General features: G+C 69.6%; 23 protein-coding genes. 15 read left to right on the top strand and 8 right to left on the bottom strand.

What is annotated here, in order from left to right; all coding sequences use genetic code 11:
* The 4 genes from JI745_RS24055 (at window position 1) to JI745_RS24040 (ending at window position 3,590) form a co-directional block, all read left to right on the top strand.
* The gene (locus JI745_RS24055; RefSeq protein WP_201812938.1) at window positions 1-744 is read left to right on the top strand and encodes a metallophosphoesterase; all 744 of its coding nucleotides are present in this window, start codon (window positions 1-3) and stop codon (window positions 742-744) included.
* A complete protein-coding gene (locus JI745_RS24050; RefSeq protein ID WP_201812937.1) occupies window positions 734-2,227 on the top strand; it encodes a bifunctional serine/threonine-protein kinase/universal stress protein in 1,494 nt (497 codons plus the stop codon). The genes JI745_RS24055 and JI745_RS24050 overlap by 11 nt, the downstream gene beginning before the upstream one ends.
* Before the next feature lie 10 nt (window positions 2,228-2,237).
* Window positions 2,238-3,068 (top strand): AraC family transcriptional regulator, encoded by an 831-nt coding sequence (locus JI745_RS24045; RefSeq protein WP_201812933.1) that lies wholly within the window; start codon window positions 2,238-2,240, stop codon window positions 3,066-3,068.
* A 66-nt stretch (window positions 3,069-3,134) separates the two neighbouring features.
* Entirely contained in the window at window positions 3,135-3,590 is a 456-nt protein-coding gene (locus tag JI745_RS24040; RefSeq protein ID WP_201812931.1) for a VOC family protein, read from the top strand.
* 30 nt (window positions 3,591-3,620) lie between these two features.
* On the opposite strand, the gene JI745_RS24035 is transcribed toward JI745_RS24040, so the two are convergent.
* Window positions 3,621-4,127, bottom strand: a complete 507-nt coding sequence (locus tag JI745_RS24035; protein ID WP_201812929.1) for a hypothetical protein — start codon at window positions 4,125-4,127, stop codon at window positions 3,621-3,623.
* A gap of 100 nt (window positions 4,128-4,227) precedes the next feature.
* Window positions 4,228-5,793 carry a Do family serine endopeptidase gene (locus JI745_RS24030; protein ID WP_201812927.1) on the bottom strand — a complete coding sequence of 522 codons (1,566 nt, stop codon included), beginning with the start codon at window positions 5,791-5,793 and terminating at the stop codon, window positions 4,228-4,230.
* Window positions 5,794-5,980: 187 nt separating this feature from the next.
* On the opposite strand from JI745_RS24030, the gene JI745_RS24025 reads away from it, so the two are divergent.
* The gene (locus JI745_RS24025) at window positions 5,981-6,373 is read left to right on the top strand and encodes a BLUF domain-containing protein (RefSeq protein WP_201812923.1); all 393 of its coding nucleotides are present in this window, start codon (window positions 5,981-5,983) and stop codon (window positions 6,371-6,373) included.
* Between the two features lie 2 nt (window positions 6,374-6,375).
* Here JI745_RS24025 and JI745_RS24020 read toward each other — a convergent pair whose 3' ends face one another.
* Window positions 6,376-7,269 carry an ion transporter gene (locus tag JI745_RS24020; protein ID WP_201812922.1) on the bottom strand — a complete coding sequence of 298 codons (894 nt, stop codon included), beginning with the start codon at window positions 7,267-7,269 and terminating at the stop codon, window positions 6,376-6,378.
* A 96-nt stretch (window positions 7,270-7,365) separates the two neighbouring features.
* On the opposite strand from JI745_RS24020, the gene JI745_RS24015 reads away from it, so the two are divergent.
* Together JI745_RS24015 and JI745_RS24010 are read left to right on the top strand one after the other, a co-directional pair.
* Complete coding sequence (locus tag JI745_RS24015; RefSeq protein WP_201812921.1) at window positions 7,366-10,044, top strand: excinuclease ABC subunit UvrA; 2,679 nt, start codon at window positions 7,366-7,368, stop codon at window positions 10,042-10,044.
* A gap of 86 nt (window positions 10,045-10,130) precedes the next feature.
* The gene (locus tag JI745_RS24010; protein WP_201812919.1) at window positions 10,131-10,520 is read left to right on the top strand and encodes a BLUF domain-containing protein; all 390 of its coding nucleotides are present in this window, start codon (window positions 10,131-10,133) and stop codon (window positions 10,518-10,520) included.
* Here the strand turns inward: JI745_RS24010 and JI745_RS24005 are convergent.
* Window positions 10,510-11,220, bottom strand: a complete 711-nt coding sequence (locus JI745_RS24005; protein ID WP_201812917.1) for a winged helix-turn-helix domain-containing protein — start codon at window positions 11,218-11,220, stop codon at window positions 10,510-10,512. The two genes, JI745_RS24010 and JI745_RS24005, sit on opposite strands and share 11 nt — an antisense overlap.
* A gap of 163 nt (window positions 11,221-11,383) precedes the next feature.
* Here JI745_RS24005 and JI745_RS26850 point away from each other — a divergent pair, with 163 nt between their 5' ends.
* Window positions 11,384-12,961 carry a methyl-accepting chemotaxis protein gene (locus JI745_RS26850; RefSeq protein WP_201812915.1) on the top strand — a complete coding sequence of 526 codons (1,578 nt, stop codon included), beginning with the start codon at window positions 11,384-11,386 and terminating at the stop codon, window positions 12,959-12,961.
* Between the two features lie 12 nt (window positions 12,962-12,973).
* Here JI745_RS26850 and JI745_RS23995 read toward each other — a convergent pair whose 3' ends face one another.
* On the bottom strand, window positions 12,974-14,101 hold the full coding sequence (locus tag JI745_RS23995) for an aminotransferase class V-fold PLP-dependent enzyme (protein ID WP_201812913.1): 1,128 nt from the start codon (window positions 14,099-14,101) through the stop codon (window positions 12,974-12,976).
* A gap of 133 nt (window positions 14,102-14,234) precedes the next feature.
* On the opposite strand from JI745_RS23995, the gene JI745_RS23990 reads away from it, so the two are divergent.
* The 3 genes from JI745_RS23990 to JI745_RS23980 all read left to right on the top strand — a co-directional run bounded on the left by JI745_RS23990 (window position 14,235) and on the right by JI745_RS23980 (window position 17,230).
* On the top strand, window positions 14,235-15,398 hold the full coding sequence (locus tag JI745_RS23990) for an HPP family protein (RefSeq protein WP_201812911.1): 1,164 nt from the start codon (window positions 14,235-14,237) through the stop codon (window positions 15,396-15,398).
* A 256-nt stretch (window positions 15,399-15,654) separates the two neighbouring features.
* Window positions 15,655-16,083, top strand: coding sequence for a VOC family protein (locus tag JI745_RS23985; RefSeq protein WP_201812909.1), 429 nt, complete (start codon window positions 15,655-15,657; stop codon window positions 16,081-16,083).
* Window positions 16,084-16,144: 61 nt separating this feature from the next.
* Window positions 16,145-17,230, top strand: a complete 1,086-nt coding sequence (locus JI745_RS23980) for an MBL fold metallo-hydrolase (RefSeq protein WP_201812907.1) — start codon at window positions 16,145-16,147, stop codon at window positions 17,228-17,230.
* 51 nt (window positions 17,231-17,281) lie between these two features.
* Here JI745_RS23980 and JI745_RS23975 read toward each other — a convergent pair whose 3' ends face one another.
* Window positions 17,282-17,464, bottom strand: a complete 183-nt coding sequence (locus JI745_RS23975) for an oxidoreductase-like domain-containing protein (protein ID WP_201812905.1) — start codon at window positions 17,462-17,464, stop codon at window positions 17,282-17,284.
* A 41-nt stretch (window positions 17,465-17,505) separates the two neighbouring features.
* Between JI745_RS23975 and JI745_RS23970 the strand changes: the two genes are divergently transcribed.
* The 4 genes from JI745_RS23970 (at window position 17,506) to JI745_RS23955 (ending at window position 20,450) form a co-directional block, all read left to right on the top strand.
* Entirely contained in the window at window positions 17,506-18,726 is a 1,221-nt protein-coding gene (locus tag JI745_RS23970) for a helix-turn-helix domain-containing protein (protein WP_201812903.1), read from the top strand.
* Between the two features lie 55 nt (window positions 18,727-18,781).
* Window positions 18,782-19,465, top strand: coding sequence for a PQQ-binding-like beta-propeller repeat protein (locus JI745_RS23965; protein WP_201812901.1), 684 nt, complete (start codon window positions 18,782-18,784; stop codon window positions 19,463-19,465).
* Window positions 19,466-19,557: 92 nt separating this feature from the next.
* The gene (locus JI745_RS23960; RefSeq protein ID WP_201812899.1) at window positions 19,558-20,316 is read left to right on the top strand and encodes a thioredoxin family protein; all 759 of its coding nucleotides are present in this window, start codon (window positions 19,558-19,560) and stop codon (window positions 20,314-20,316) included.
* Window positions 20,313-20,450: a hypothetical protein gene (locus JI745_RS23955; protein ID WP_201812898.1), complete on the top strand. Its 138-nt coding sequence runs from the start codon at window positions 20,313-20,315 to the stop codon at window positions 20,448-20,450. The genes JI745_RS23960 and JI745_RS23955 overlap by 4 nt, the downstream gene beginning before the upstream one ends.
* A 3-nt stretch (window positions 20,451-20,453) precedes the next feature.
* Here the strand turns inward: JI745_RS23955 and JI745_RS23950 are convergent, their stop codons facing one another.
* Together JI745_RS23950 and JI745_RS23945 are read right to left on the bottom strand one after the other, a co-directional pair.
* The gene (locus JI745_RS23950; RefSeq protein WP_201812896.1) at window positions 20,454-21,236 is read right to left on the bottom strand and encodes an ABC transporter permease; all 783 of its coding nucleotides are present in this window, start codon (window positions 21,234-21,236) and stop codon (window positions 20,454-20,456) included.
* Complete coding sequence (locus tag JI745_RS23945) at window positions 21,233-22,195, bottom strand: ABC transporter ATP-binding protein (protein ID WP_201812894.1); 963 nt, start codon at window positions 22,193-22,195, stop codon at window positions 21,233-21,235. The genes JI745_RS23950 and JI745_RS23945 overlap by 4 nt, the downstream gene beginning before the upstream one ends.
* Window positions 22,196-22,249 lie beyond the last annotated feature (54 nt).

The raw sequence follows: 22,249 nt of genomic DNA, 5'->3' as shown, positions 1-22,249 counted from the left end.
ATGAAGATCGCCCTCATCACCGACCTCCATGCCAACCGAGAGGCGGTGTCGGAGGTCCTCGCGCATGCCAAGGCACAGCAGGCGACCAAGTACGTCTTCCTCGGTGACTTCGTCGGCTACGGTGCCGACCCGGCCTGGGTGGTCGACCAGATCCGCGAGCACGTGGCGAAAGGCGCGATCGCCATCCGTGGCAACCACGACGCCGCCACCGTGGCCGGCCCGCAGCCCTCGATGGTGGAAGACGCCCGCTTCACCGTCGCGTGGACGCGCGAGCAGCTCGACGCCGCGCAGATCGACTTCCTTGCCACCCTGCCGCTGACCGCCATCGACGACGGCCGCCTCTACGTGCACGCCAACGCGTACGCGCCCGGCGAGTGGGGCTACATCCATGCGCGGGTCGACGCGGTGCGCAGCATGCAGGCCACCGCCTGCCGCTTCACCTTCTGCGGGCATGTGCACGAGCCCCGCCTGTACCACCTGGCGCCGACCGGCAAGATCGGCGAGTTCCAGCCGGTCCCCGGCGTGCCCATCCCGCTGTCGCTGCAGCGCCAGTGGCTCGTGATCCCCGGCTCCGCCGGCCAGCCGCGCGACAACAACCCCGCCGCCTGCTACGCCCTCTACGACAGCGAGGGCTCCGAGCTCACCTACTTCCGCGTGCCCTACGACCACGAGACCGCCGCCGCCAAGGTGCGTGCGGCCGGCCTGCCTCAACGTCTCGCGAAACGGCTCGAAGATGGCGGCTGAGCTCGGCAACCCTCCCAGCAACTTCGGGGCAGCGGCCGCACCCGCGACGCACCCGCTGCGCCCCTTGCAGGCCGGCGAGCTGATCGACAGCTTCAAGCTCGAACGCCATCTGCACCAGGGCGGCATGGCGCACCTGTGGAAGGTGGTCGACGTCGCCAGCGACGACCCGATGGACCTCATCATGAAGGTGCCGCGCATCCTCGGCGGCGAAGACCCGGCGAGCATCGTCGGCTTCGAGGTCGAGCAGATGATCCTGCCCAAGCTCAGCGGCCCGCACGTGCCGCGCTTCGTGGCCAAGGGCGACTTCACCTCGCAGCCCTACATCGTGATGGAGCGCATCCCCGGCGATTCGCTGCGCCCGCTGCTCGACGATGCGCCGCTGCCCATCGCCAAGGTGGTCGACATCGGCGTGAGGGTCGCCACCGCCCTGCACGACCTGCACCGCCAGCACCTGGTGCACCTCGACGTGAAGCCGAGCAACATCATGTTCCGCATCACCGGCGAGGCGGTGCTCGTCGACTTCGGCCTCTCGCGCCACGACCAGCTGCCCGACCTGCTCGACGAAGAGTTCGAGCTGCCGATGGGCACCGGCCCGTACATCTCGCCCGAGCAGGTTCAGTTCGTGCGCAACGACCCGCGCAGCGATCTCTTCGCGCTCGGCGTGATCCTCTACCACCTGACCACCGGCGAGCGGCCCTTCGGCGCGCCCGACTCGGTGCGCGGCCTGCGCGAGCGCCTGTACCAAGACCCGGTGCCACCGATCACGTTGCGCAAGGATTGCCCGCCCTGGCTGCAGGAGATCATCCTGCAGGCCCTCGAGCCCAAGCCCGAGCAGCGCCAGCAGACGGGTGCCCAGCTCGCCTTCCAGCTGCAAAACCCGGCCCAGGTGCCGCTCACCGAGCGCGCGAAAAGGCGCGAACGCAGCGGCACGATGAAGCGCATGTCGCGCTGGTTCTCCGCCCTCGGCGCCGAGCCCAACGCGCGTGCCAGTGCGACGACGCAGCTCGCCCGCAGCCCCATCGTGCTGGCCGCGGTCGACGTGGGCGGCGCCGAGGCCGAGCTGCTCGAGACCCTGCGCCTGACCGCCCTGCGACTGCTGCAGACCGAGCCCAATGCGCGCCTGGCCTGCCTGGCCGTGATGAGGACCGCCCGCATCGGCATGGACGACCTGCTCGAAGCCGATGGCAGCAGCAAGCACGTCAACCTGCTGGTGCAGCTGAAGCACTGGGCGCGGCCCATCGCGCAGGCGATGAAGCTGCCACCCGAGGTGCAGGCCACGCGCATCACCTGCCACGTGCTCGAAGCGCCCGACCCGGCGACGGCCATCGTCGACTACGCGCGCAAGAACCAGGTCGACCACATCGTGATGGGCGCGCGCAGCAGCGGCGGCCTGCGCCGCTACCTCGGCAGCGTGTCGACCGAGGTCGCCTCGCAGGCCGAGTGCAGCGTGACTGTCGTGCGCGCGTCGGCCCGCAGCAAATAGCCCGCCCACCATGCTGCTGACGCGCCGCCCCACCGCCCCGCTGGTGCCGTACGTCGAGACGCTGTGGGCCAACGAGCGCGGCGCCGCCCTGCCCCACGCGCGCGAGTTCAACCTCCCGACCGGGCGCGTGGACATCGTGATCCCCCTGCTCGACGGCCAGTGCATCAGCCGCTACCAGGGCAGCAGCGACACGGTCGGCGAGCACCACCCCGGCGGCGTGGTCCACGGCGCACAAGACCACGCGACCCAGCGCGACACCACCGGCGCCTCGAGCGTGGTCGGCGTGCATTTCAAGCCGGGCGGTGCGGCCGCCTTCTTCGGCGGCGCCTTGCCCAGCCTGCGCAACCGCACCGTGACGCTCGAGGCGCTGTGGGGCCCGAGTGCCCGTGCCCTGCGCGACGAGTTGCAGGACACGAGCGGCCCGCATGCGCGGCTGCTGCGGCTCGAGGCCTACCTGATGGCGCGCCTGTCGCTCGCCCGGCCCGGCGACGCGCTCGTGGCCCAGGCCCTGCACACCATGGCGCAAGACCCGGCCACCGCCAGCATCGAGCCCTTGCAACGCGCCAGCGGCCTCGGGCCCACGCGCTTCATCTCACGCTTCGAGCGGCAGGTGGGCCTCACGCCGAAGCGCTACCTGCGCGTGCTGCGCTTCCACACGCTGCTGTCGCAGATCGCGACCGCCCCGCCCAGCGACTGGGCCCTTACCGCCGTACAGGCCGGCTACGCCGACCAGTCGCACCTCATCCACGAGTTCAGGCGCATCGCCGGCATGACGCCCACCGCCTACGCCCCCTTGCAACCGGACCAGCCCACGCACATGGCCGCGCCCGGGGCCCGCTGAAAAAATCTCCAATACACGCAGCCCTGGCGTTCCTAGCATGGGTCCATCGACCACCAGGAGACGCCCATGAAGAATTCCATCCACGAGTTGTATGCCTACCTCTGCGTGCCCAGCGCGCAGAAGGCGATCGACTTCTACACCCGCGCCTTCGGCGCCGAGGAGCTGTACCGCCTGACCGAGCCCTCGGGCCGCGTGGGCCACGTGGAGCTGCAGATGGGGCCGAGCGCCATCCTGATGGTCTCGGAGGAGTACCCCGAGTACGGCATCACCGCCCCGCCACCGCAGGGCCTTTCGGGCATGGTGATCCACCTGCACGTGGACGACTGCGATGCGATGGGCGAACAGGCCGTGGCCTGCGGGGCCACGATGGTGAGCCCGCCCACCAACCAGTTCTACGGCGAGCGCTCGTGCAAGGTGCGCGACCCGTTCGGCCACACCTGGCTCATCGGTCACTCGATCGAGAAGGTCGAACCCGAAGAGATGCAGCGGCGCTACACCGAACTCATGAACGGGAGCGCATGAAAAACGGGGGCTGAGCCCCCGTGCCGTTGGTCACTCCGTGGTCCCGTCCGGGAACACGACGATGGTGCGGGCCGTCTTGGAGCCGCTCACCGCCACACGCGCTTCCTTGACCTTGCCGTTGAGCGTGGTCTCGACCTTGTACTGCCCCGGAGGCACCTTGGCCCAGAGGTACGGGCCTTCGGTCTTGGTCTCGAGCACCACGTCGCCGGTCTTCACGTTGATCACGCGCACGTCGGCTTCGGCCGTGAAGGCATTGCGGTTGCCGTCGCGCTCGTACACCTCGATGTTGAGCGGGAACTGGCTGCGCGCCGCATGGAAGGCCGGCAGCTGCTCGTAGGGGATGCCACCCGACACGTAGCTCACGTTGCCCGAGGTCTGCACTTCGGGCAGCGGGACGGCTTCACCCGGCAGCACCGAGCGGGCCGAAGCCCCCGGCGGCGGTGAAGCAGCGTCGTCCTGCGCCCTGACGGGGTGGGTGGTCAGGGCCAGCGCCGCGATGGCGGCAGGAATCAGCAGGTGGGTCATCGCGTTCTTCATGGCGTCCTCTCAAGGTTGTTGGAAGGGTCGCCATTTGTCGCTCAAAACCAGCCTGCTGTTTCACCGCCCAGCCAGATCGCGGCCAAGTCCTACGGTCTCATCAGCCGAGGTTCACCGGGACGAAGAGCTGATCTCCGTCACGCTCGACCAGCAGCGCCACGCTCTTGGGTTTGCCCGACATCAGGCTGCGCACCTGCTCGACAGAGGTGACCGGCTTGCCGTTGATCGCCAGCAGCACGTCGCCCCGCTCGATGCCGGCGCGTGCGGCGGCACCGGTCGCGTTCTCGATCAGCAGCACACCCTCGCTGCCGATCTGCCGGCGCTCGTCTCGCGAGAGGGGCCGCAGCGCAAGGCCGAGCTGGCCGGCCGCGTTGCCCTTCTCCTCGTTGGCCGCCACCTGCTTCGCCTCCTCGGCGCTGCCGAGCGTGGCCTCGATCTCGATGGGCGCACGGTCGCGCCACACCTTGAGCTTCACCTTCTCGCCAGGGCTCGACATGCCGATGGTGCTGCTGAGCGCACCCGAGCGCACGATCGGCTCGCCGTTCACTTCGGTGATCACGTCGCCGGGCTTGAGGCCGGCCTTGGCCGCCGCGCTGTCACGGGCCACGCCCGAGATCAGGGCGCCATCCGGCTTCGGCATGCCGAAGGATTCGGCCAGCGAGTGCGTCACGTCCTGCACCGAGACCCCGAGCCGCCCGTGCTGAGCGCGACCGGTGGCCACGATCTGGTCCTTGACCTTCAGCGCCACGTCGATCGGGATCGCGAACGACAGGCCCTGGTAGCCGCCCGACTGCGAGTAGATCTGCGCGTTGATGCCCACGACCGCGCCGGTGCCGTCGAAGAGGGGGCCGCCCGAGTTGCCGGGGTTCACCGCCGCGTCGGTCTGGATGAAGGGCACCACCGCGCTCGAGACCCGGCCGGTGGTCGTCGACACCTCCGGCAACGAGCGGCCCTTGGCGCTCACGATGCCCTGCGTGGCCGTCTGCTCGAAGCCGAACGGCGAGCCGATGGCCATCACCGGGTCGCCCACCTGCAGCTGCTTGGGGTTGCCCAGGCGCACGGTGGGCAGGTCCTTCGCGTTGATGCGCAACACCGCCACGTCGGTCGCCAGGTCGGCGCCGAGCACCTTGGCGCTGAATTCGCGCCGGTCGCTCAGCTTGACCGTCACCTCCTTGGCGTCGCGCACCACGTGCGCGTTGGTGAGGATCAGGCCGTCGGAGCTGATGATGAAGCCCGAGCCCTGGCCGCGGAAGGGCTGCTCGGGCACGCCGCCGCGGCCGCGCGGCTGCATGTGCGGCAGGCCGCGGAAGAACTGGAAGAAGGGGTCGTTCTCGATGCCGGGCGGCAGGCGCTGCTGCATCTGCTGCTCTTCCTGCGACAGCTTGTGCGTGCCCGACACCGTGACGCCGACCACCGCCGGCCCGGCCTGGGCAAAGATCGCGCGGTAGTTGGGCACCATGCCCTGCGCCGGCACGGGCGCGATCGGCGCCGTCGCCGCTGCGGGGGTGGTGGCGGCTGCCGCCGGCGTGGCCATCGCCACGACCGCGGGCGGGGTGGAAGCCTTGGCCTCGTCCTGGCCCCAGGGCTTCAGGCTGAACGCACCGGCTGCGCCCATGGCGAGCACACCGGCTGCCACGAGCGTGGCATTCAAGGGATTGAGTTTCATCGCGAGCCTTTCGTCTCAAGAACCACGCGGGGCCTCCCCCGCCATGCCGCGAAAGATAGAAAGCCTGGATGAAGGCTGGCTTAGGCCAGGGTTAGGCGAACGTTAAGAACGTGCCGCGCGAATAGGGCAGGTTTGAGGCGTGTCTTCTCGGCATGCCGCACGGTCGTCCGCCGATACGCTTCAGCCTGTGGACCGTCCCGACCTTTACCAGATCTTCTACGTGAGCCGCTCGCTCGCGTCGCCCCAGCAGGTGCAGGACATCCTCCAGCACTCGCGTGAACTCAACGCCCGCCGCCAGGTGACGGGCTCGCTGCTCTACACCGGAGGCCATTTCGCCCAGGTGATCGAAGGCCCTGCGGCCACGCTGGCCGAGACCATGGTGGCGATCGCCGCCGACAGCCGGCACGACAACGTGCGCACGCTCGTCAAGGGCCGCCTCGCCGAGCGCCGCCACGGCGAGACGCAGATGGCCTACACCGAAGCCCCGGGCGCCAACGAGCTGATCGCCAACCTGATCGACACCCGCCGTGTGAACACCAAGCGTGCCCAGCGTGTGCTGGACTTGATGTTCCAGCCCTGAGTTCAGCGCGCCGTGGTCGTCGGCGGCAGCGCGGCACCGCAATCGCGGCAGAAGCGATCCGACATCGAATGCCCGTCGCTGCCACAGGCCAGGCAATGGCGGGTGCGGGGCCGCAGCTTCTGCGCGGTGAACTCGGCGCTCACGATGCCCGTCGGCACGGCCAGCGTGCCCCAGCCCAGCAGCATCATGATCGACGCGATGAAGCGCCCGAGGTCCGTCTTCGGCGTGATGTCGCCGAAACCCACCGTCGTCATCGTGGTGATCGCCCAGTACACGCCGGTCGGGATGTTGTGGAAGCCGTTCTGCGGCCCTTCCACCACGTACATCAGCGTGCCCATGATGAGCACCACGATCATCACGAACGACAGGAAGACGAAGATCTTGCGGCGTGACTCGTAGAGCGCCCGGCCGAGCGCACCGTACTCGGCGATGTAGGCGCTGAGCTTGAAGATGCGGAAGACGCGCAGCAGCCGCAGCATCCGCACGTCGATCAGCGCGTGCAGCCCCGGCACGAGGATGGCCAGGTAGGTGGGCAGCACCGCCACCAGGTCGATCACGCCGAACACGCTGCGCGCGTAGCGCATCGGGCGTTGCACGCAGACGAGCCGTGCGATGTATTCCACGGTGAAGAGCAGGGTGAAGCTCCACTCCAGCACGGTGAACAAGCGACCATACTTCGCGTGGATGGAGGCGATGCTGTCGAGCACCACCACCGCCAGGCTCGCGAGGATGAGCCCGATCAGCACTTCGTCGAACAACTTTCCCGCCCGCGTGTCAGACTCGAAGATGACGCGGAAGAGGCGGCGCCGCCATCCACCCGCCGGGCGGCCGTAAGGGTGGAGTTCAGCGTCGGAGCCCTCGCGCGTCTCGGCGCGGGTTGGTGTGGCGATGCTCATGGGCGCCGATCGTATGCGAGCACGCGACAGGAGGGCGTCAGGAGCCAGGCCGGACCATCCACCCCCGCGGTATGTGAATTGCCGAAGCCCTCTGCCATGCCCAAGCCCACCGTTGCCCAGACCCCGATCCGCGCCCCACAAGACGACGGCTTCGTGCGCGTGCGCGGCGCACGCGAGCACAACCTCAAGAACGTCGACCTCGACGTGCCACGCAACGCGCTCGTCGTCTTCAGCGGCGTCTCGGGCTCGGGCAAGTCGTCGCTCGCCTTCGGCACGCTCTACGCCGAGGCGCAGCGCCGATATTTCGAATCGGTTGCGCCCTACGCCCGCCGCCTGATCGACCAGGTGGGCGTGCCCGATGTCGACTCGATCGACGGCCTGCCGCCGGCGGTGGCGCTGCAGCAGCAGCGCGGCACGCCCAGCACCCGCTCGACCGTGGCAAGCGTCACCACCATCGGCAGCCTGCTTCGCATGCTGTATTCACGCGCCGGCACCTACCCGCGCGGGCAGCCGATGCTCTATGCCGAAGACTTCTCGCCCAACACACCCCAGGGCGCCTGCCCGGTCTGCCACGGGCTCGGGCATGTGTACGCGGTGACCGAGAAGTCCATGGTCCCCGACGATTCGCTCACCATCCGCGAGCGCGCGGTGGCCGCGTGGCCCCCCGCCTGGCATGGGCAGAACCTGCGCGACATCCTCGTCAGCCTCGGCTACGACGTCGACACGCCCTGGCGCGACCTGCCGAAGAAAGACCGCGACTGGATCCTCTTCACCGACGAGCAGCCGACAGTGCCCGTCTACGCCGGCTTCACGCCCGCCGAGACCCGCGCCGCGCTGCGCCGCAAGGAAGAGCCGAGCTACCACGGCACCTTCACCGGCGCGCGCAAGTACGTGCTGCAGACCTTCGCCACCTCGCAGAGTGCGCTGATGAAGAAGCGCGTCTCGCGCTACATGGTGGGCAGCCTCTGCGCCGAATGCCACGGCAAGCGGCTCAAGCGCGAGGCGCTGTCGGTGACCTTCGCCGGGGTCGACATCGGCGAGCTCTCGCAGATGCCGCTCACCCGGCTGGCCGACGCGCTGCTGCCCGCCGCGCAAGGCCGCTTCGACAGCGACACCCCCGCGTCGCCCAGCCTGAGCCGCACGGCCAGCCGCGAGCACACGGCCCGCCGCGTGGCCGCCGGCGGGCCGGCGCACGCCGCCGCGCCCGACGTGCGGCTCACGCCCCACCTTTCGGAAGAAAAGCGCATCGCCGCCCAGCGCATCGCCCACGACGTGCTCGAGCGCGTGAGCACGCTGTGCGACCTGGGCCTGGGCTACCTCTCGCTCGACCGCAGCACGCCCACGCTCTCGCCCGGCGAGCTGCAGCGGGTGCGGCTGGCGACACAGATCCGTTCCAACCTCTTCGGCGTGGTCTACGTGCTCGACGAACCATCGGCCGGCCTGCACCCTGCCGATGGCGAAGCGCTGCTGCGCGCGCTCGGGCGGCTCAAGGATGGCGGCAACTCGATCTTCGTCGTGGAGCACGACGTGTCGCTGATGCGCCGTGCCGACTGGCTGGTCGACGTGGGCCCCGATGCGGGCGAGCTCGGCGGCCAGGTGCTGTACAGCGGGCCGCCGGAGGGCCTGCGCCATGTCACGGCCTCGCACACCGCGAAACACCTCTTCGGCGAGCGGCGCCTCGCCGCGCCGCAGCGCGCGGTCACCCGCTGGCTCACGCTCGAAGGCGTCACCTGCCACAACCTGCACGGGCTCGATGCGCGTTTCCCGATCGGCGCCTTCACCTGCGTCACCGGGGTGTCGGGCTCGGGCAAGTCGAGCCTGGTGAGCCAGGCGCTGGTGCAACTGGTGTCGGCACAACTCGGCCACGAGCCGCCCCCGGCCGACGACGAGGGTGACGATGCCGCCGGCGAGATCACCGAGACCGCACGCGGCCACATCGGCTCGGGCATGGAGGCGATCCGCCGCCTGGTGCGCGTCGACCAGAAGCCCATCGGCCGCACGCCACGCTCCAACCTCGCCACCTACACCGGCCTCTTCGACCATGTGCGCAAGCTCTTCGCCGCCACGCCCGCGGCCCGCCGGCGCCGCTTCGACGCCGGCCGTTTCTCGTTCAACGTGGCCAAGGGCCGCTGCGACACCTGCGAGGGCGAAGGCTTCGTCAGCGTCGAGCTGCTCTTCATGCCGAGCGTCTACGCCCCCTGCCCCACCTGCCACGGCGCGCGCTACAACGAGCAGACCCTGACGGTGACCTGGCGCGAGAAGAACATCGCCGAAGTGCTGGGCATGACGGTCGGCGAAGCACTCGCCTTCTTCGCCGACGAAGCGGCGCTGCGCCGTCCGCTGCACTTGCTGCAGGACATCGGCCTCGGTTACCTGCGCCTCGGCCAGCCGGCCACCGAGCTCTCGGGCGGCGAGGCCCAGCGCATTAAGCTCGCCACCGAGCTGCAGCGCACGCAGCGCGGCGAGACGCTCTATGTGCTCGACGAGCCGACGACCGGCCTCCATGCATCAGACGTCGACCGGCTGATGACGCAGCTCAACGGGCTGGTCGACGCCGGCAACACGGTGGTCGTGGTCGAGCACGACATGCGCGTGGCGGCCGCGAGCGACTGGGTCATCGACATGGGCCCCGGCGCCGGGCAGGATGGCGGCCGGCAGGTGGCCTGTGGCCGGCCAGCGGAGGTGGCGCAGGCTACTGAGAGCCGCACCGCGCCCTACCTGGCGCAGGCCTTGGGCACGGACGAGACGCCCGGGAAGCAACGCCGCACCGGATAGCCAGAACAGGCCCCATTGCCGGGCGCTGTTCCCGGCATCCGCGCCCGACGCCGGCGCTACCCTCGGTTCGCTTCACCGCCCGCCCCATGCACGCCCCCCTCCACCACATCGTCTACATCAGCCGCTCACTGGCCACGCCGCTGGAGGTGGAAGACATCCTCGCGCGTGCACGCCCCGCGAATGCCGGGCGCGGGCTGACCGGGTCTCTCGTTTTCACCGGCGGACACTTCGCGCAATGGCTGGAAGGCCCGGCCGGTGCGGTCGCCGACACCCTGGCAGCCATCACGGCCGACACGCGCCACGAAGCCGTGAGGACCTTGCGCGAGGGCAAGCTGCCGGCACGCCGCTTTGCCGCCTGGCAGATGGCTTTCGCCGAAGCGCCGGGCACCGACGACCTGCTGGCCAGCCTGCTCGCGTCATCCGACCTGCCGCAGGAGCGCATCGAGCGCCTGCTCGAGCGCCTCTTCAAGCCTTGACGAGGGGCGCGCGGAATTCGTAGCCGACCTTCGCCACCGAGTGCAGCGGCACGAGCGGATGGCCGGCCTGCTCGATGCGCTTGCGTAGACGGTACACGGTCGCGTGCAAGGCGTTCTCCATCGCCCCGTCGACGCCCTGGCCCCACAGCCGCCTGACCAGCGCCTCGCGCCTGACCTTGCCGTCCGCCGATTCGGCGAAGCACTGCAGCAACACCAAGTCGCTCGCGCTGAGGGAGATCTCCGTGCCGTCTGGCGCCTGCAAGGCGGAGCGGGCTTCGACCAGGGTCCAGGGCCTCGTGGAGGCGGGTGCCTGCGCCACCTGCGCGCGGCGGTGGACGCTGGCGATCGCGGCGGCCAGCTCGTCGGCACTGCACGTCTCGGGCAGCACCATGTCGGCACCGAGGTCCAGCGCTGCCGCGAAGGCGAGGGCTGGGCCCTTGTCGAGCGCCACCAGGCCCGCCGCCGAACGTTTGCGGATCAGGCGCACCAGGTCGAGCCCCGGCACGCCACGCTGTGACAGGTGCACCACGTAGAAGTCGTAGCCAAAGGCATCGGGGGCGAGCAGGAAGTCGTCGCTGTCGTCGAAGCGCGTGAGTTCGCCTGCCACCGCGGCGCGGCGCGGCACACCCTCGCCCACCCAGGCCAGTCGGCTCGGGAGGATGCGGGGCGCCGTGTCTGAAGCGGTCGGGGGTCGCGTCATGCGCGAGAGCATACGTCAGTTCTGACGAAATACAAGACCTTTGATATGGATCAAGTTCGCCTGCACCAAGAGGGTGAAGTAGTTCACAGGCGATCATTTCTGACGCTTGTCACGTCAGTTCTGATGAACTATCGTGGCGACCTCACTTTGATTTCGCACCGTCATGCACTCCACCCACTCCCTCACCGTCAAGACCCGGCTGGCCCTGGCCTTCGGGCTGCTCGCCGCTTTCGTGCTGCTGGTGTCCACCCTGTCGCTGCAAGCGCTGGCCCAGACGGACCGCGCGTTCGTCGACTACGTGCAAGGCGTGACGGCTCGCGCCAACGCAGCGGTCAAGGTGCACAAGGCGGTCGACGCCCGCGCCATTGCGGCGCGCAACCTGTTGCTGCTCACCGACCCAGGCGAGCTCGAGTCGGAGCGCCAGGCAGCCGCCCGCGCCCATGAGACCGTGCAGCAAGGCCTCGCCGAGCTGAACCGCCTGGCCACCGAAGACACCCAGGTCACCGCCGAAGCGCGCGAACTCATCGCCGGCCTGGCCCGCGTGGAGCAGGACTACGGCCCCGTCGCCCTGGCCATCGTCGACCTGGCGAACAAGGGCCAGCGCGAGGCGGCGCTCACCAAGCTGGCGCAGGAGTGCCGGCCCAGGCTCGCCGCGCTGCTGCAGGCCTCGAGCCGCTATGCCGAATACACCGAGCGACGCGCGCAGGCCCAGGTGGCACAGGCCACCGCCGACTACCAGGCGCAGCAGCGGCTGCTCCTGGCGGCCTGCGTGCTTGCCTTCGCCGTGGCCGTGGGCTGCGGCGTGGCGATCACCCGCAGCCTCACCCGCGCGCTCGGCGCCGAGCCGGCCGAGCTGGGCCGCGCCGCCCAGCGCGTGGCAAGCGGCGACCTGAGCCCCTTGCCCAAAGCCGAGCAGGCGCCCGAGGGCAGCGTGCTGGCATCGCTCGCCACGATGCAGACGAGCCTGGCGCAGCTCGTGTCGCATGTGCGGGACGCCTCCGACTCGATCGCCACCGGGTCGCAACAGATCGCGACCGGCAACGCCGACCTCAGCCAGCGCACCGAGCACCAGGCAAGCCATCTGCAGCAGACGAGCTCGTCGATGGAGCAGCTGACCGGCACCGTGCGCGAGAACGCCGCGACGGCGCAGCAGGCCAACGCGCTTGCGTCAAAGGCCTCGCAGGCGGCAGTCGATGGCGGCGGGGCGATGCACCAGGTGATCACCACCATGCAGGACATCGCCGCCTCGTCGAAGAAGATCGCCGACATCATCGGCGTGATCGACGGCATCGCCTTCCAGACCAACATCCTGGCGCTCAATGCGGCGGTGGAAGCGGCGCGCGCCGGCGAACAAGGCCGGGGCTTCGCGGTGGTGGCGAGCGAAGTGCGTTCGCTCGCGCAGCGCTCGGCCGGTGCAGCACGTGAGATCAAGGCGCTCATCGGCGCGAGCGTCGACAACGTGGAACAGGGCGAACGCCAGGTGCACGAAGCGGGCCGCGCCATGGGCGCCATCGTGGCCGAGATCCAGAACGTGAGCCGGTTCATCGACCAGATCTCTCGCGCCACTTCGGAGCAGACGGCCGGCATCGGCCAGGTGAGCGACGCAGTGACCCAGCTCGACCGCGCGACGCAGCAGAACGCGGCGCTCGTGGAAGAAAGCGCCGCCGCGGCCGCCAGCCTGCGCGATCAGGCCACGCGCCTCTCGGAGGCGGTCAACGTCTTCAAGCTGGCCGAGGCTTGAAGAAGCGCGCCGTCAGCGAATGTGCTTGAGCGCCGCGTCGAGCTGGCTGACGGTGCGGTCGATGTTGCCGAGCTTGTCGAGCCCGAAGAGGCCGATGCGCCAGGTCTTGAAGTCGGCGCCTTCGTCGCACTGCAGCGGCACGCCGGCGGCCGTCTGCAAGCCAGCGCCGAGGAATTTCTTCGACGACTGGATCTCGGGGTCGGTGGTGTAGCTCACCACCACGCCGGGGGCTTCGAAGCCCGGCGCGGCCACGCTCTTGAAGCCGTTCTTTGCGAGCAGCGCGCGCACCTTGCTGCCGAGTTCCTGCTGCGCCGCACGCGCCTTCTCGAAACCGAAGGCCTTGGTTTCGAGCATCACGTCGCGCACGCGCGTGAGCGCATCGGTCGGCATGGTCGTGTGGTAGCTGTAGGCGCCGCCCTCGTAGCTTTCCATGATGGTGAGCCACTTCTTCAGGTCGCAGGCGAAGCTGGTGCTGGTGGTCTGGTCGATGCGGGCGCGCGCACGCTCGCCGAGCATCACGAAGGCGCAGCCGGGCGAGCCGCTCCAGCCCTTCTGCGGCGCGCTGATCAGCACGTCGACGTGGTTCTTCACCATGTCGACCCACAACGCGCCGGAGGCGATGCAGTCGAGCACGAAGAGCCCGCCCGCCGCCGTGACGGCCTGGCCCACGGCGCGCAGGTAGTCGTCGGGCAGCAGCATGCCGCTCGCGGTTTCCACATGCGCGGCAAACACCGCGGCAGGCTTCTCGCGCTCGATGGCGGCCACCACCTCGTCGAGGGTCGCGGGGGCAAACGGTGCGTCGGGTGCCGCCCCGATGCGCTTGGCCTTGAGCACGGTGGCCGACGAGGGGATGTTCCCCATCTCGAAGATCTGCGTCCAGCGGAAGCTGAACCAGCCGTTGCGGATCACGAGCACCTTCTGGTTGCTGGCGAACTGCCGCGCCACCGCTTCCATGCCAAAGGTGCCGCTGCCCGGCACCACGATCGCGGCCTTGGCGTTGTAGGCCTCCTTCAGCGTGGCCGAGATGTCGCGCATCACGCCCTGGAACTTCTTTGACATGTGGTTGAGCGCACGATCGGTGTAGACGACCGAGAACTCGAGCAGGCCTTCGGGGTCGACGTGGGGCAGCAATCCGGGCATGGTGGTCTCGCGTGAGAGAGTGGACAAGCGCGGGCCAGCTTAGCACCGTCGATTCCCGCGCGTGCACGCGCGAACAGGTGGCCGGCCACAATGCCGGCCTCCCAGACAGGCGCACCGCGCCCTTCGCCCCTCCATGTCCAGCACCGACCTCAGCACCCCGACGTGGCGTGCGCGTCTCGCACAGCGACTCGCCGACCTCAGGCCCGCCGCCCTGCCGGTGGACGCGCGCGAGCGCTGGCGGGTGGCCGCGGGTGCGGGCCTCGGGTTGCTGTTCACCGCGCTGCTGAGCGCTGCGGTCGCACCAAGCCTCGGCGGCCAGGCTGGCCTGCAGTGGCTGATCGCCCCGCTCGGTGCGAGCGCGGTGCTGGTGTTCGGCCTGCCGGCCAGCCCGCTGGCGCAGCCGTGGTCGGTGGTGGGCGGCAACTCGGTGTCGGCCCTGGTGGGCATCGCCGTCACGACCACGCTCGGCAGCACGCCCAGCACCGCGGCGCTCGCGGTCGCGCTCGCCATCGGGGCGATGTTTGCCACGCGCTGCCTGCACCCGCCGGGGGGTGCGAGTGCGCTGCTGGTGGTGCTGTCGAACGTGCACGATCCGGTCTTCGCGCTCACGCCGGTCTTCACGCATTCGCTGGCACTCGCGGCCGCCGGCATCGTCTACAACAACGCGACCGGCAAACGCTACCCGCACGGCCAGAGCCTGGCCACGCCGGCCCCGAGCGCGCCAAGGCCCGTCTTCAGCGAGGCCGACCTCGACGCCGTGCTGCGCCGCTACAACCAGGTGCTCGACGTCAGCCGCGACGACCTGCAGGCCCTGCTCGCGCAGACCGAGCTCGAGGCCTACCGCCGCCGCCTGGGCGAGCTGCGCTGCCGCGACGTGATGTCGACCGACCTCGTCACGGTGGAGTTCGGCGACTCGCTGCAAGACGCGTGGAAGCTGCTGCGCGAGCGCCGCATCAAGGCGCTGCCGGTGGTCGACAAGGTGCGTCGCGTGGTGGGCGTGGTGACGCTCGCCGACTTCATGCGCCATGCCGATGTCGACTTCCACCACGGCTGGGTCGACAAGCTGCGCAGCTTCCTCACCCCCTCGCCCACGCCCTACACGACGAAGCCCGAAACCGTGGGCCAGATCATGGTGCGCCAGGTGCGCGTGGCGAGCGCCGACCGGCGCTTGAGCGAGCTGGTGCCGCTCTTCGCCGACACCGGCCACCACCACATCCCAATCATCGACGACGACAAGCGGCTCGTCGGCATCATCACGCAGTCGGACGTGGTGGCGGCGCTGTGCCGCAGCGCCTGAGAGGCGACGGGCTCAGCCGGGAATGTCCGGCTCCACGAGCGCGGCCAGTTGCAGCAGCGACTCCTGCCATCGGAGCGTGCAACCATCTGCCGGGTCTTGTAGCGGCCACCCACCCGCGCGTGCATCTCGTGGACCTTGCCGGTGAAGCGACACGCCGCCCTGAAAAAAACTGCAGCGCCCTGACAGGCCCTGACAAGCGCGCGGCACGCCGCCTGCCGCCTAGGATGGCCTTGACCAACCCCACAGGAGCCTCGCCATGAACACTCACGAACTGCACCGCGGCCGCCTCTTCGACCATCTGCAACTCGTCGTGCGCGACCTGCCCCCCAGCCAGCGCTTCTACACCGCCGTGCTCGAGGTGCTGGGCATCCCGATCGGCGGCTCGGGCGACGGCTACTTCTGGGCCGACGAGCTGTTCGTCTCGACCGTGAGCAGCCAGGCTGCGCAAGGCCACCTGACCGGCCGCCACCATTTCGCCTTCCAGGCCCGCGACCGGGCCACGGTGGAGGCCTTCTACAAGGCGGCGCTGGCCCACGGCGGCCAGGACAACGGCGCCCCCGGCGAGCGCCCTTACCACCCCGGCTACTACGCCGCCTTCGTGCTCGACCCCGACGGCAACAACGTCGAGGCGGTGTTCCACGGGGCGGCGAACCGCTCGGCGGAGTCGGTCAAGGTGACGTTCTGAGCCAAGCGCGCTGCGCCGCGCAGATTAAGGCGCCTTAAAGCGGCTCGTGCAAACTGGCCGCATGAACGCCTCACGGATTCGCGGCCTGCTCGCCGCCTTCGGCCTGATCCTCGTCGCCGGCTGCACCAGCAGCGGCAACTGCGACTCACCGTACGCCAGCTCGCCACAGTTCAAGGGCTGCCTCTTCGCCAACCCGCCCAACCCGCAGACGCCTCCGGGCGCCGGCACCTGGACCATCTGGTCGCGCTTCATCTTTGCCAGCAAGGTCGGCACGGTGCCGGTGGATGCGATCCCCGTGCGGCCGATCACCACTGCCCAGCTCGAAGCGCTGGATGCGCAGGCCAACCACGTGGTGCGCCTCGGCCATTCGTCCCACCTGCTCAAGCTGCGTGGCAAGTTCTGGCTCATCGACCCGGTGTTCGGCGAGCGGGTGTCGCCGTTCAGCTTTGCGGGGCCAAAGCGCTTCCATGCGCCGCCGCTCACCTTGCAGCAGCTGCCGCCGATCGAAGGGCTGATCCTTTCGCACGACCACTACGACCACCTCGACGTGCCGACCATCGAGTACCTCGCGCAACGCGTCCAGCGCTACTTCGTGCCGCTGGGCGTGAAGGCCCGGCTGGTCGACATGGGCGTGCCCGCCGAGCGTGTGCAGGAGTTCGACTGGTGGCAGGCCGCGGCGCACGACGGCGTGCAACTCACCGCCACGCCCTCGCAGCATTTCTCCGGCCGCAGCCTCACCGACCGCGACCGCACGCTGTGGGCCTCGTGGGTCATCCAGAGCGGCGAGCAGCGCCTCTTCTACAGCGGCGACTCCGGCTACTTCAACGGCTTCAAGACCATCGGCGAGCGCTTCGGCGGCTTCGACCTCGCGCTGATGGAAAACGGCGCCTACGACGCCTACTGGCCCGCCGTGCACATGACGCCTGAAGAGACCGTGCAGGCCTTCCAGGACCTGCGCGGCAAGGTGCTGTACTCGGTGCACAACAGCACCTTCGACCTGGCCTTCCACACCTGGCAGGACCCGCTCAACCGGCTGGCCGACCTCTCGGCGGCCAAGGGCATCGAGCTCGCCACGCCGGAGATCGGCGAGGTGCTGACCGTGGGCCAGCCGCGCACCAACAAGCGCTGGTGGGCCGGGCTCAAATGACGGGACCGATCGCGCGGCGATAGGCCGCCGGGCGCAGGCGCTGGGGCGCCGTCACTCCGCCGCTTCCGGGTGGCGGGCCTTCCAGGCCCGCATGGCCTGCCGGTACTGGTCCATCGCCATGTCGTGCAGGTCGAAGATGCAGGGCTCGCAGCCGTTGCCGCAGCACTGGTCGAAATCGGGCTGCACCGGCGGCTCGGGCTTCGGGTCGAGGTCGGGCGAGGCGGGCGTGGTCATGCCGCGGATTGTCCTGCAGCCACCCGCGCTAACCTCGCGCGATGGATTCCCTCATCGCCGCCTCGGCCCGCGCCCTCGCTGCGGGCGACGCGCTCAATGCGCTCAAACGCATCAGCCTGCGCGACGACCCGCCGGCGCTCGCCCTGCGCGGCATCGCGATGGCGCAGCTCGGCGAGCTGCCGCGCTCGCGTGAACTGCTCAGGCGCGCGGCGCGCGCCTTCGGCCGGCACGAGGAGCTCTCGCGTGCCCGCTGCGTCGTCGCCGAGGCCGAGGTGGCGCTGGCCATGCGGGACCTGGGCGGTGCGCCCCGAACGCTCAGCGCGGCCGTGGCGAGCCTCGAAGCCCATGCCGACCACGCGAACGCACTGCACGCCCACCTGGTGGGCGCACGCCGCCACCTGCTGCTCGGGCAGCTCGACAAGGCGGCCGACGCGCTGCAGGCACTCGATGGCCGCGCGCTCCCGCACCCGCTGCGCGCGATCGCCGAGCTGGTGTCGGCCGAGCTCGCCTTGCGTTCGCTGCACACGGCCGACGCCCGCGCGGCGCTGGCCCGCGCGCAGGCGGCGGCAGAGCGAGCCGGCGTGCCGGCGCTCGTGGCCGAGATCGCCGAAGCGCGCGGCTCGCTCGATCGGCCGGCGGCGCGGCGTGTCGACTCGACGGGCGAAACACCGCTGCGGCTCGACGAAGTGGAAGCCCTCTTCGACGCCGGCACGCTGGTGCTCGACGCCTGCCGGCACGGCCTGCGCGCCGGCACGCGGTGGGTGCCGCTCGCGCGCCGGCCGATCCTCTTCTCGCTGGCCCGTGCTTTGGCCGATGCCTGGCCCGGCGACGTGCCGCGCGACGCGCTGATCGAACACGCCTTCCGCACCCGCCGCCCCGACGAAACCCACCGCGCGCGCCTGCGGGTGGAGATCGGCCGCCTGCGCAAGCTCGTCGCGCCGATGGCACGCATCGACGCCACGTCGCGCGGTTTTGCGCTCACACCGCTTAGCGGTCGGCCGCTCGCCGTGCTGGTGCCCCCCATCGACGGCGAACAGGCCTCGCTGCAGGCCCTGCTCGCCGACGGCGCGGCCTGGTCCACCTCGGCGCTCGCGCTCGCGCTCGACACCAGCCAGCGCACGGTGCAACGCGCGCTCGCCGAGCTGGAAGCCGCCGGCCGCGTGCGCGCCATCGGCCGTGCGCGCGCGCAGCGCTGGCTGGCGCCGCCGCTCGCCGGATTCACGACGATCTTGTTACTCCCGTCTTCGTTGCCCCTCGCATAAATTGCTCTCCACGGCGCCGCGTTCATTCCAACCCTTCGCACCCAGGAGCAAGACAATGCCCATCCTCACCCCCCAGGCCGACAGCCCGCCCGACACCCTGAAGGTCGCAGCGCGCCCGGCCCAGATCGCCCGCGAATACGGGCCCTTCGACGGCTGCAGCGCCGTGCACGGCGTCACCCACGACGGCGACCATGTGTGGGCCGCGGTCGGCGAGAAGCTGATCGCCATCGACCCCGACAGCGGCCAGGTCGCCCGCACGCTGGACCACAGCGGCGATGCCGGCACCGCCTTCGACGGCAAGCACCTCTACCAGATCGCCGAATCGCGCATCGACAAGATCGACCCCGCGAATGGCCGCGTGCTGCTGTCCATCCCCGCACCCGGCAAGGGCAGCGACTCGGGCATGGCCTGGGCCGACGGCAGCCTGTGGGTCGGCCAGTACCGCGAACGCAAGATCCACCAGGTCGACCCCGAGACGGGGCGGGTGCTGCGCACCATCGAGTCCAACCGCTTCGTGACCGGCGTGACCTGGGTCGAAGGCGAGCTCTGGCACGGCACCTGGGAAGGCGACGAGAGCGAGCTGCGCCGCATCGACCCGCACAGCGGCGACGTGAAGGAACGCCTGCGCATGCCGCCCGGCACCGGCATCAGCGGCCTCGAGTCCGACCGCGCCGATCTCTTCTACTGTGGTGGCGGTGGCAGCGGCAAGCTGCGCGCCGTGAAGCGCCCGCGCGCCTGACCACAGCACCCTCCACAACGTTCTTCCACGACGAGCGCGCTCCGCGAGGGTGCTGGGCAGCGCTTGGCCTGAATTCCTCGAAAGGACCCACCATGACCGCCATCACCACGTCCCACCCTGTCGTCACCCGCGACCGCTGGATCGCCGAACGCAAGAGCCTGCTGGCACGCGAGAAGGAGATGTCACGCCTGCGCGACGAGCTCGCCCGCAGCCGCCAGCAACTGCCCTGGGTGCTCGTCGACAAGCCGTATGTGTTCGACTCGCGGCAGGGCCCGCGCACGCTCGCCGAGCTGTTCGACGGCCGCCGCCAGCTCATCGTGCAGCACTTCATGCTCGCGCCCGGCTGGGAAGAAGGCTGCAGCGGCTGCTCGTTCATGGCCGACCACGTGGACGGTGCCCTGCCCCACCTGGCCGCGCGCGACCTGAGCTTCGTGGCGGTGTCGCGTGCGCCGCTGCAGGAGATCGAGCGCTTCCGCCAGCGCATGGGCTGGCAGTTCCCGTGGGTCTCGTCGAACGGCAGCGACTTCAACTTCGACTTCCAGGTGAGCTTCACCGACGAGGAGCGCCGGCGCGGCGAGGTCTACTACAACTACGGCATGACCGCCTTCCCGCACGAAGAGGCGCCCGGCGTCAGCGCCTTCATCCGCGACGACAAGGGCCAGGTCTTCCACACCTACTCGACCTATGGCCGCGGCGTGGAAGTGATGATGGGCGCCTACGAGCTCATCGACATCGCACCCAAGGGCCGCGATGAAGCAGGCCTCGCGCACGGCATGGACTGGATCCGCCACCATGACCGCTACGACACGGCGAAGAAGAGCAGCAGCGCCTGCGGCTGCGACCATCCATGAGTCGCCTCTTCAAAGGCACCGTGGCCTGCGGCGGCGTGCTGCTGCTCGGCCACTGCGGGCTCACGCTGCTGGCGGTGCTGCTGCCCGGGGTGTGGTTCTCGGTGGTGTCGCTGCTGGCGATCTGCCGCGCTTGAAGTTCAGTTCTTCAAGCGGTACCCCGTGCGCACCATCCACGCGACGACGCCCATGCACACCACGAGCAGCAAGCTCACCGCCGACAGGCTCCAGCCCACGCCCACGTCGGCGGTATCGACGAAGCTCCAGCGGAAGCCGTCGATGAGGTACACGACCGGGTTGAAGAGCGTGACGGTGCGCCACAGCGGCGGCAGCATGTCGATCGAGTAGAACGCGCCGCCCAGGAACGTGAGCGGCGTGATCACGAGCATGGGAATGAGCTGCAGCTGCTCGAAGCCCTTGGCCCAGATGCCGATGATGAAACCGAAGAGGCTGAAGGTGACCGAGGTGAGCACGAGGAAGCCGACCATCCACACCGGGTGCGCGATCTTGAGTGGCACGAAGAAGGCTGCCGTCGCGAGCGTCACGAGGCCGAGGATCACCGACTTCGTGGCCGCCGCGCCCACGTAGGCCACCACCATCTCGAAGGGCGAGATCGGCGCCGACAGGATCTCGTAGACCGTGCCGGTGAAGCGCGGGAAGTAGATGCCGAAGGACGCGTTCGACAGGCTCTGCGTGAAGACCGACAGCATGATTAGCCCCGGCACGATGAAGGCGCCATACGGCACGCCGTTGACGTTCTGCATGTGCTGGCCGATGGCCGACCCGAAGACCACGAAGTAGAGCGAGGTGGTGATCACCGGCGTGATGAGGCTCTGGCCGACGGTGCGGAAGAAGCGCGCCATCTCGAAGCGGTAGAGCGCGAGCACGCCATGGCGGTTGAAAGCTCCAACGCTGCTGCTCATGCGGCTGCTCCTTCCTTGGTGTTGTCATGCACGAGGCTCACGAAGATGTCTTCGAGCGAACTCTGCTGGGTGTGCACGTCCTTGAAGCCGATGCCGAGCTCGGCCATGCGCTTGAGGATGGGCGCCACCCCGGCACTCGCCTCGGCCGCATCGAAATCGCGCTGCAGCGTGTGGCCGCCCGGCTTGAGCACGAGCTGCAGCGCGGCCAGCTCCGTGGGCAGTTGCGCCATCGGCTGCTCCAGCTCGATGGTGAGCTGCTTCTTGCCGAGCTTCTTCATGAGGGTGGCCTTCTCTTCCACGAGGATGAGCTCGCCTTTGCGGATCACACCCACGCGGTCGGCCATCTCTTCGGCCTCTTCGATGTAGTGGGTGGTGAGGATGATGGTCACGCCGCCTTCACGCAGGCGGCGCACCATCTCCCACATGTCGCGGCGCAGCTCCACGTCGACGCCGGCGGTCGGCTCGTCGAGGAAGAGGATCTCGGGCTCGTGCGACAAGGCCTTGGCGATCATCACGCGGCGCTTCATGCCGCCCGAGAGCGCCATGATCTTTTCATTGCGCTTGTCCCACAGCGACAGGTCGCGCAGCACCTTCTCGATGCGCGCCGGGTCGGGCGCCTTGCCGAAGAGGCCGCGGCTGAAGCTCACGGTGGCCCACACGCTCTCGAAGGCGTCGGTCGCCAGCTCCTGCGGCACGAGGCCGATCTTGCTGCGGGTGACGCGGTAGTCGCGCACGATGTCGTGGCCAGCGACCGTCACGCGGCCTTCACTGCCGGTGACGATGCCGCAGACGATCGAGATCAGCGTGGTCTTGCCGGCGCCGTTGGGCCCCAGCAGCGCGAAGATCTCGCCGCGGCGGATGTCGAGGTCCACACGCTTGAGCGCCTGGAAGCCGCCGGCATAGGTCTTGGACAGGCCGGCGATGGAGACCGCGGGCTGGGAATCGGGTGCTGTGGACATGGAGGCTCGTCTTGATGCGAGGCCGGCATGGTAGGCACAAGCGCCGAAGCCTGC

Source organism: Piscinibacter sp. HJYY11, assembly GCF_016735515.1.
Taxonomy (GTDB): domain Bacteria; phylum Pseudomonadota; class Gammaproteobacteria; order Burkholderiales; family Burkholderiaceae_C; genus Rhizobacter.
Note: the sequence above shows the minus strand (reverse complement) of the source record. Positions and strands in the feature narration are given on the sequence as shown.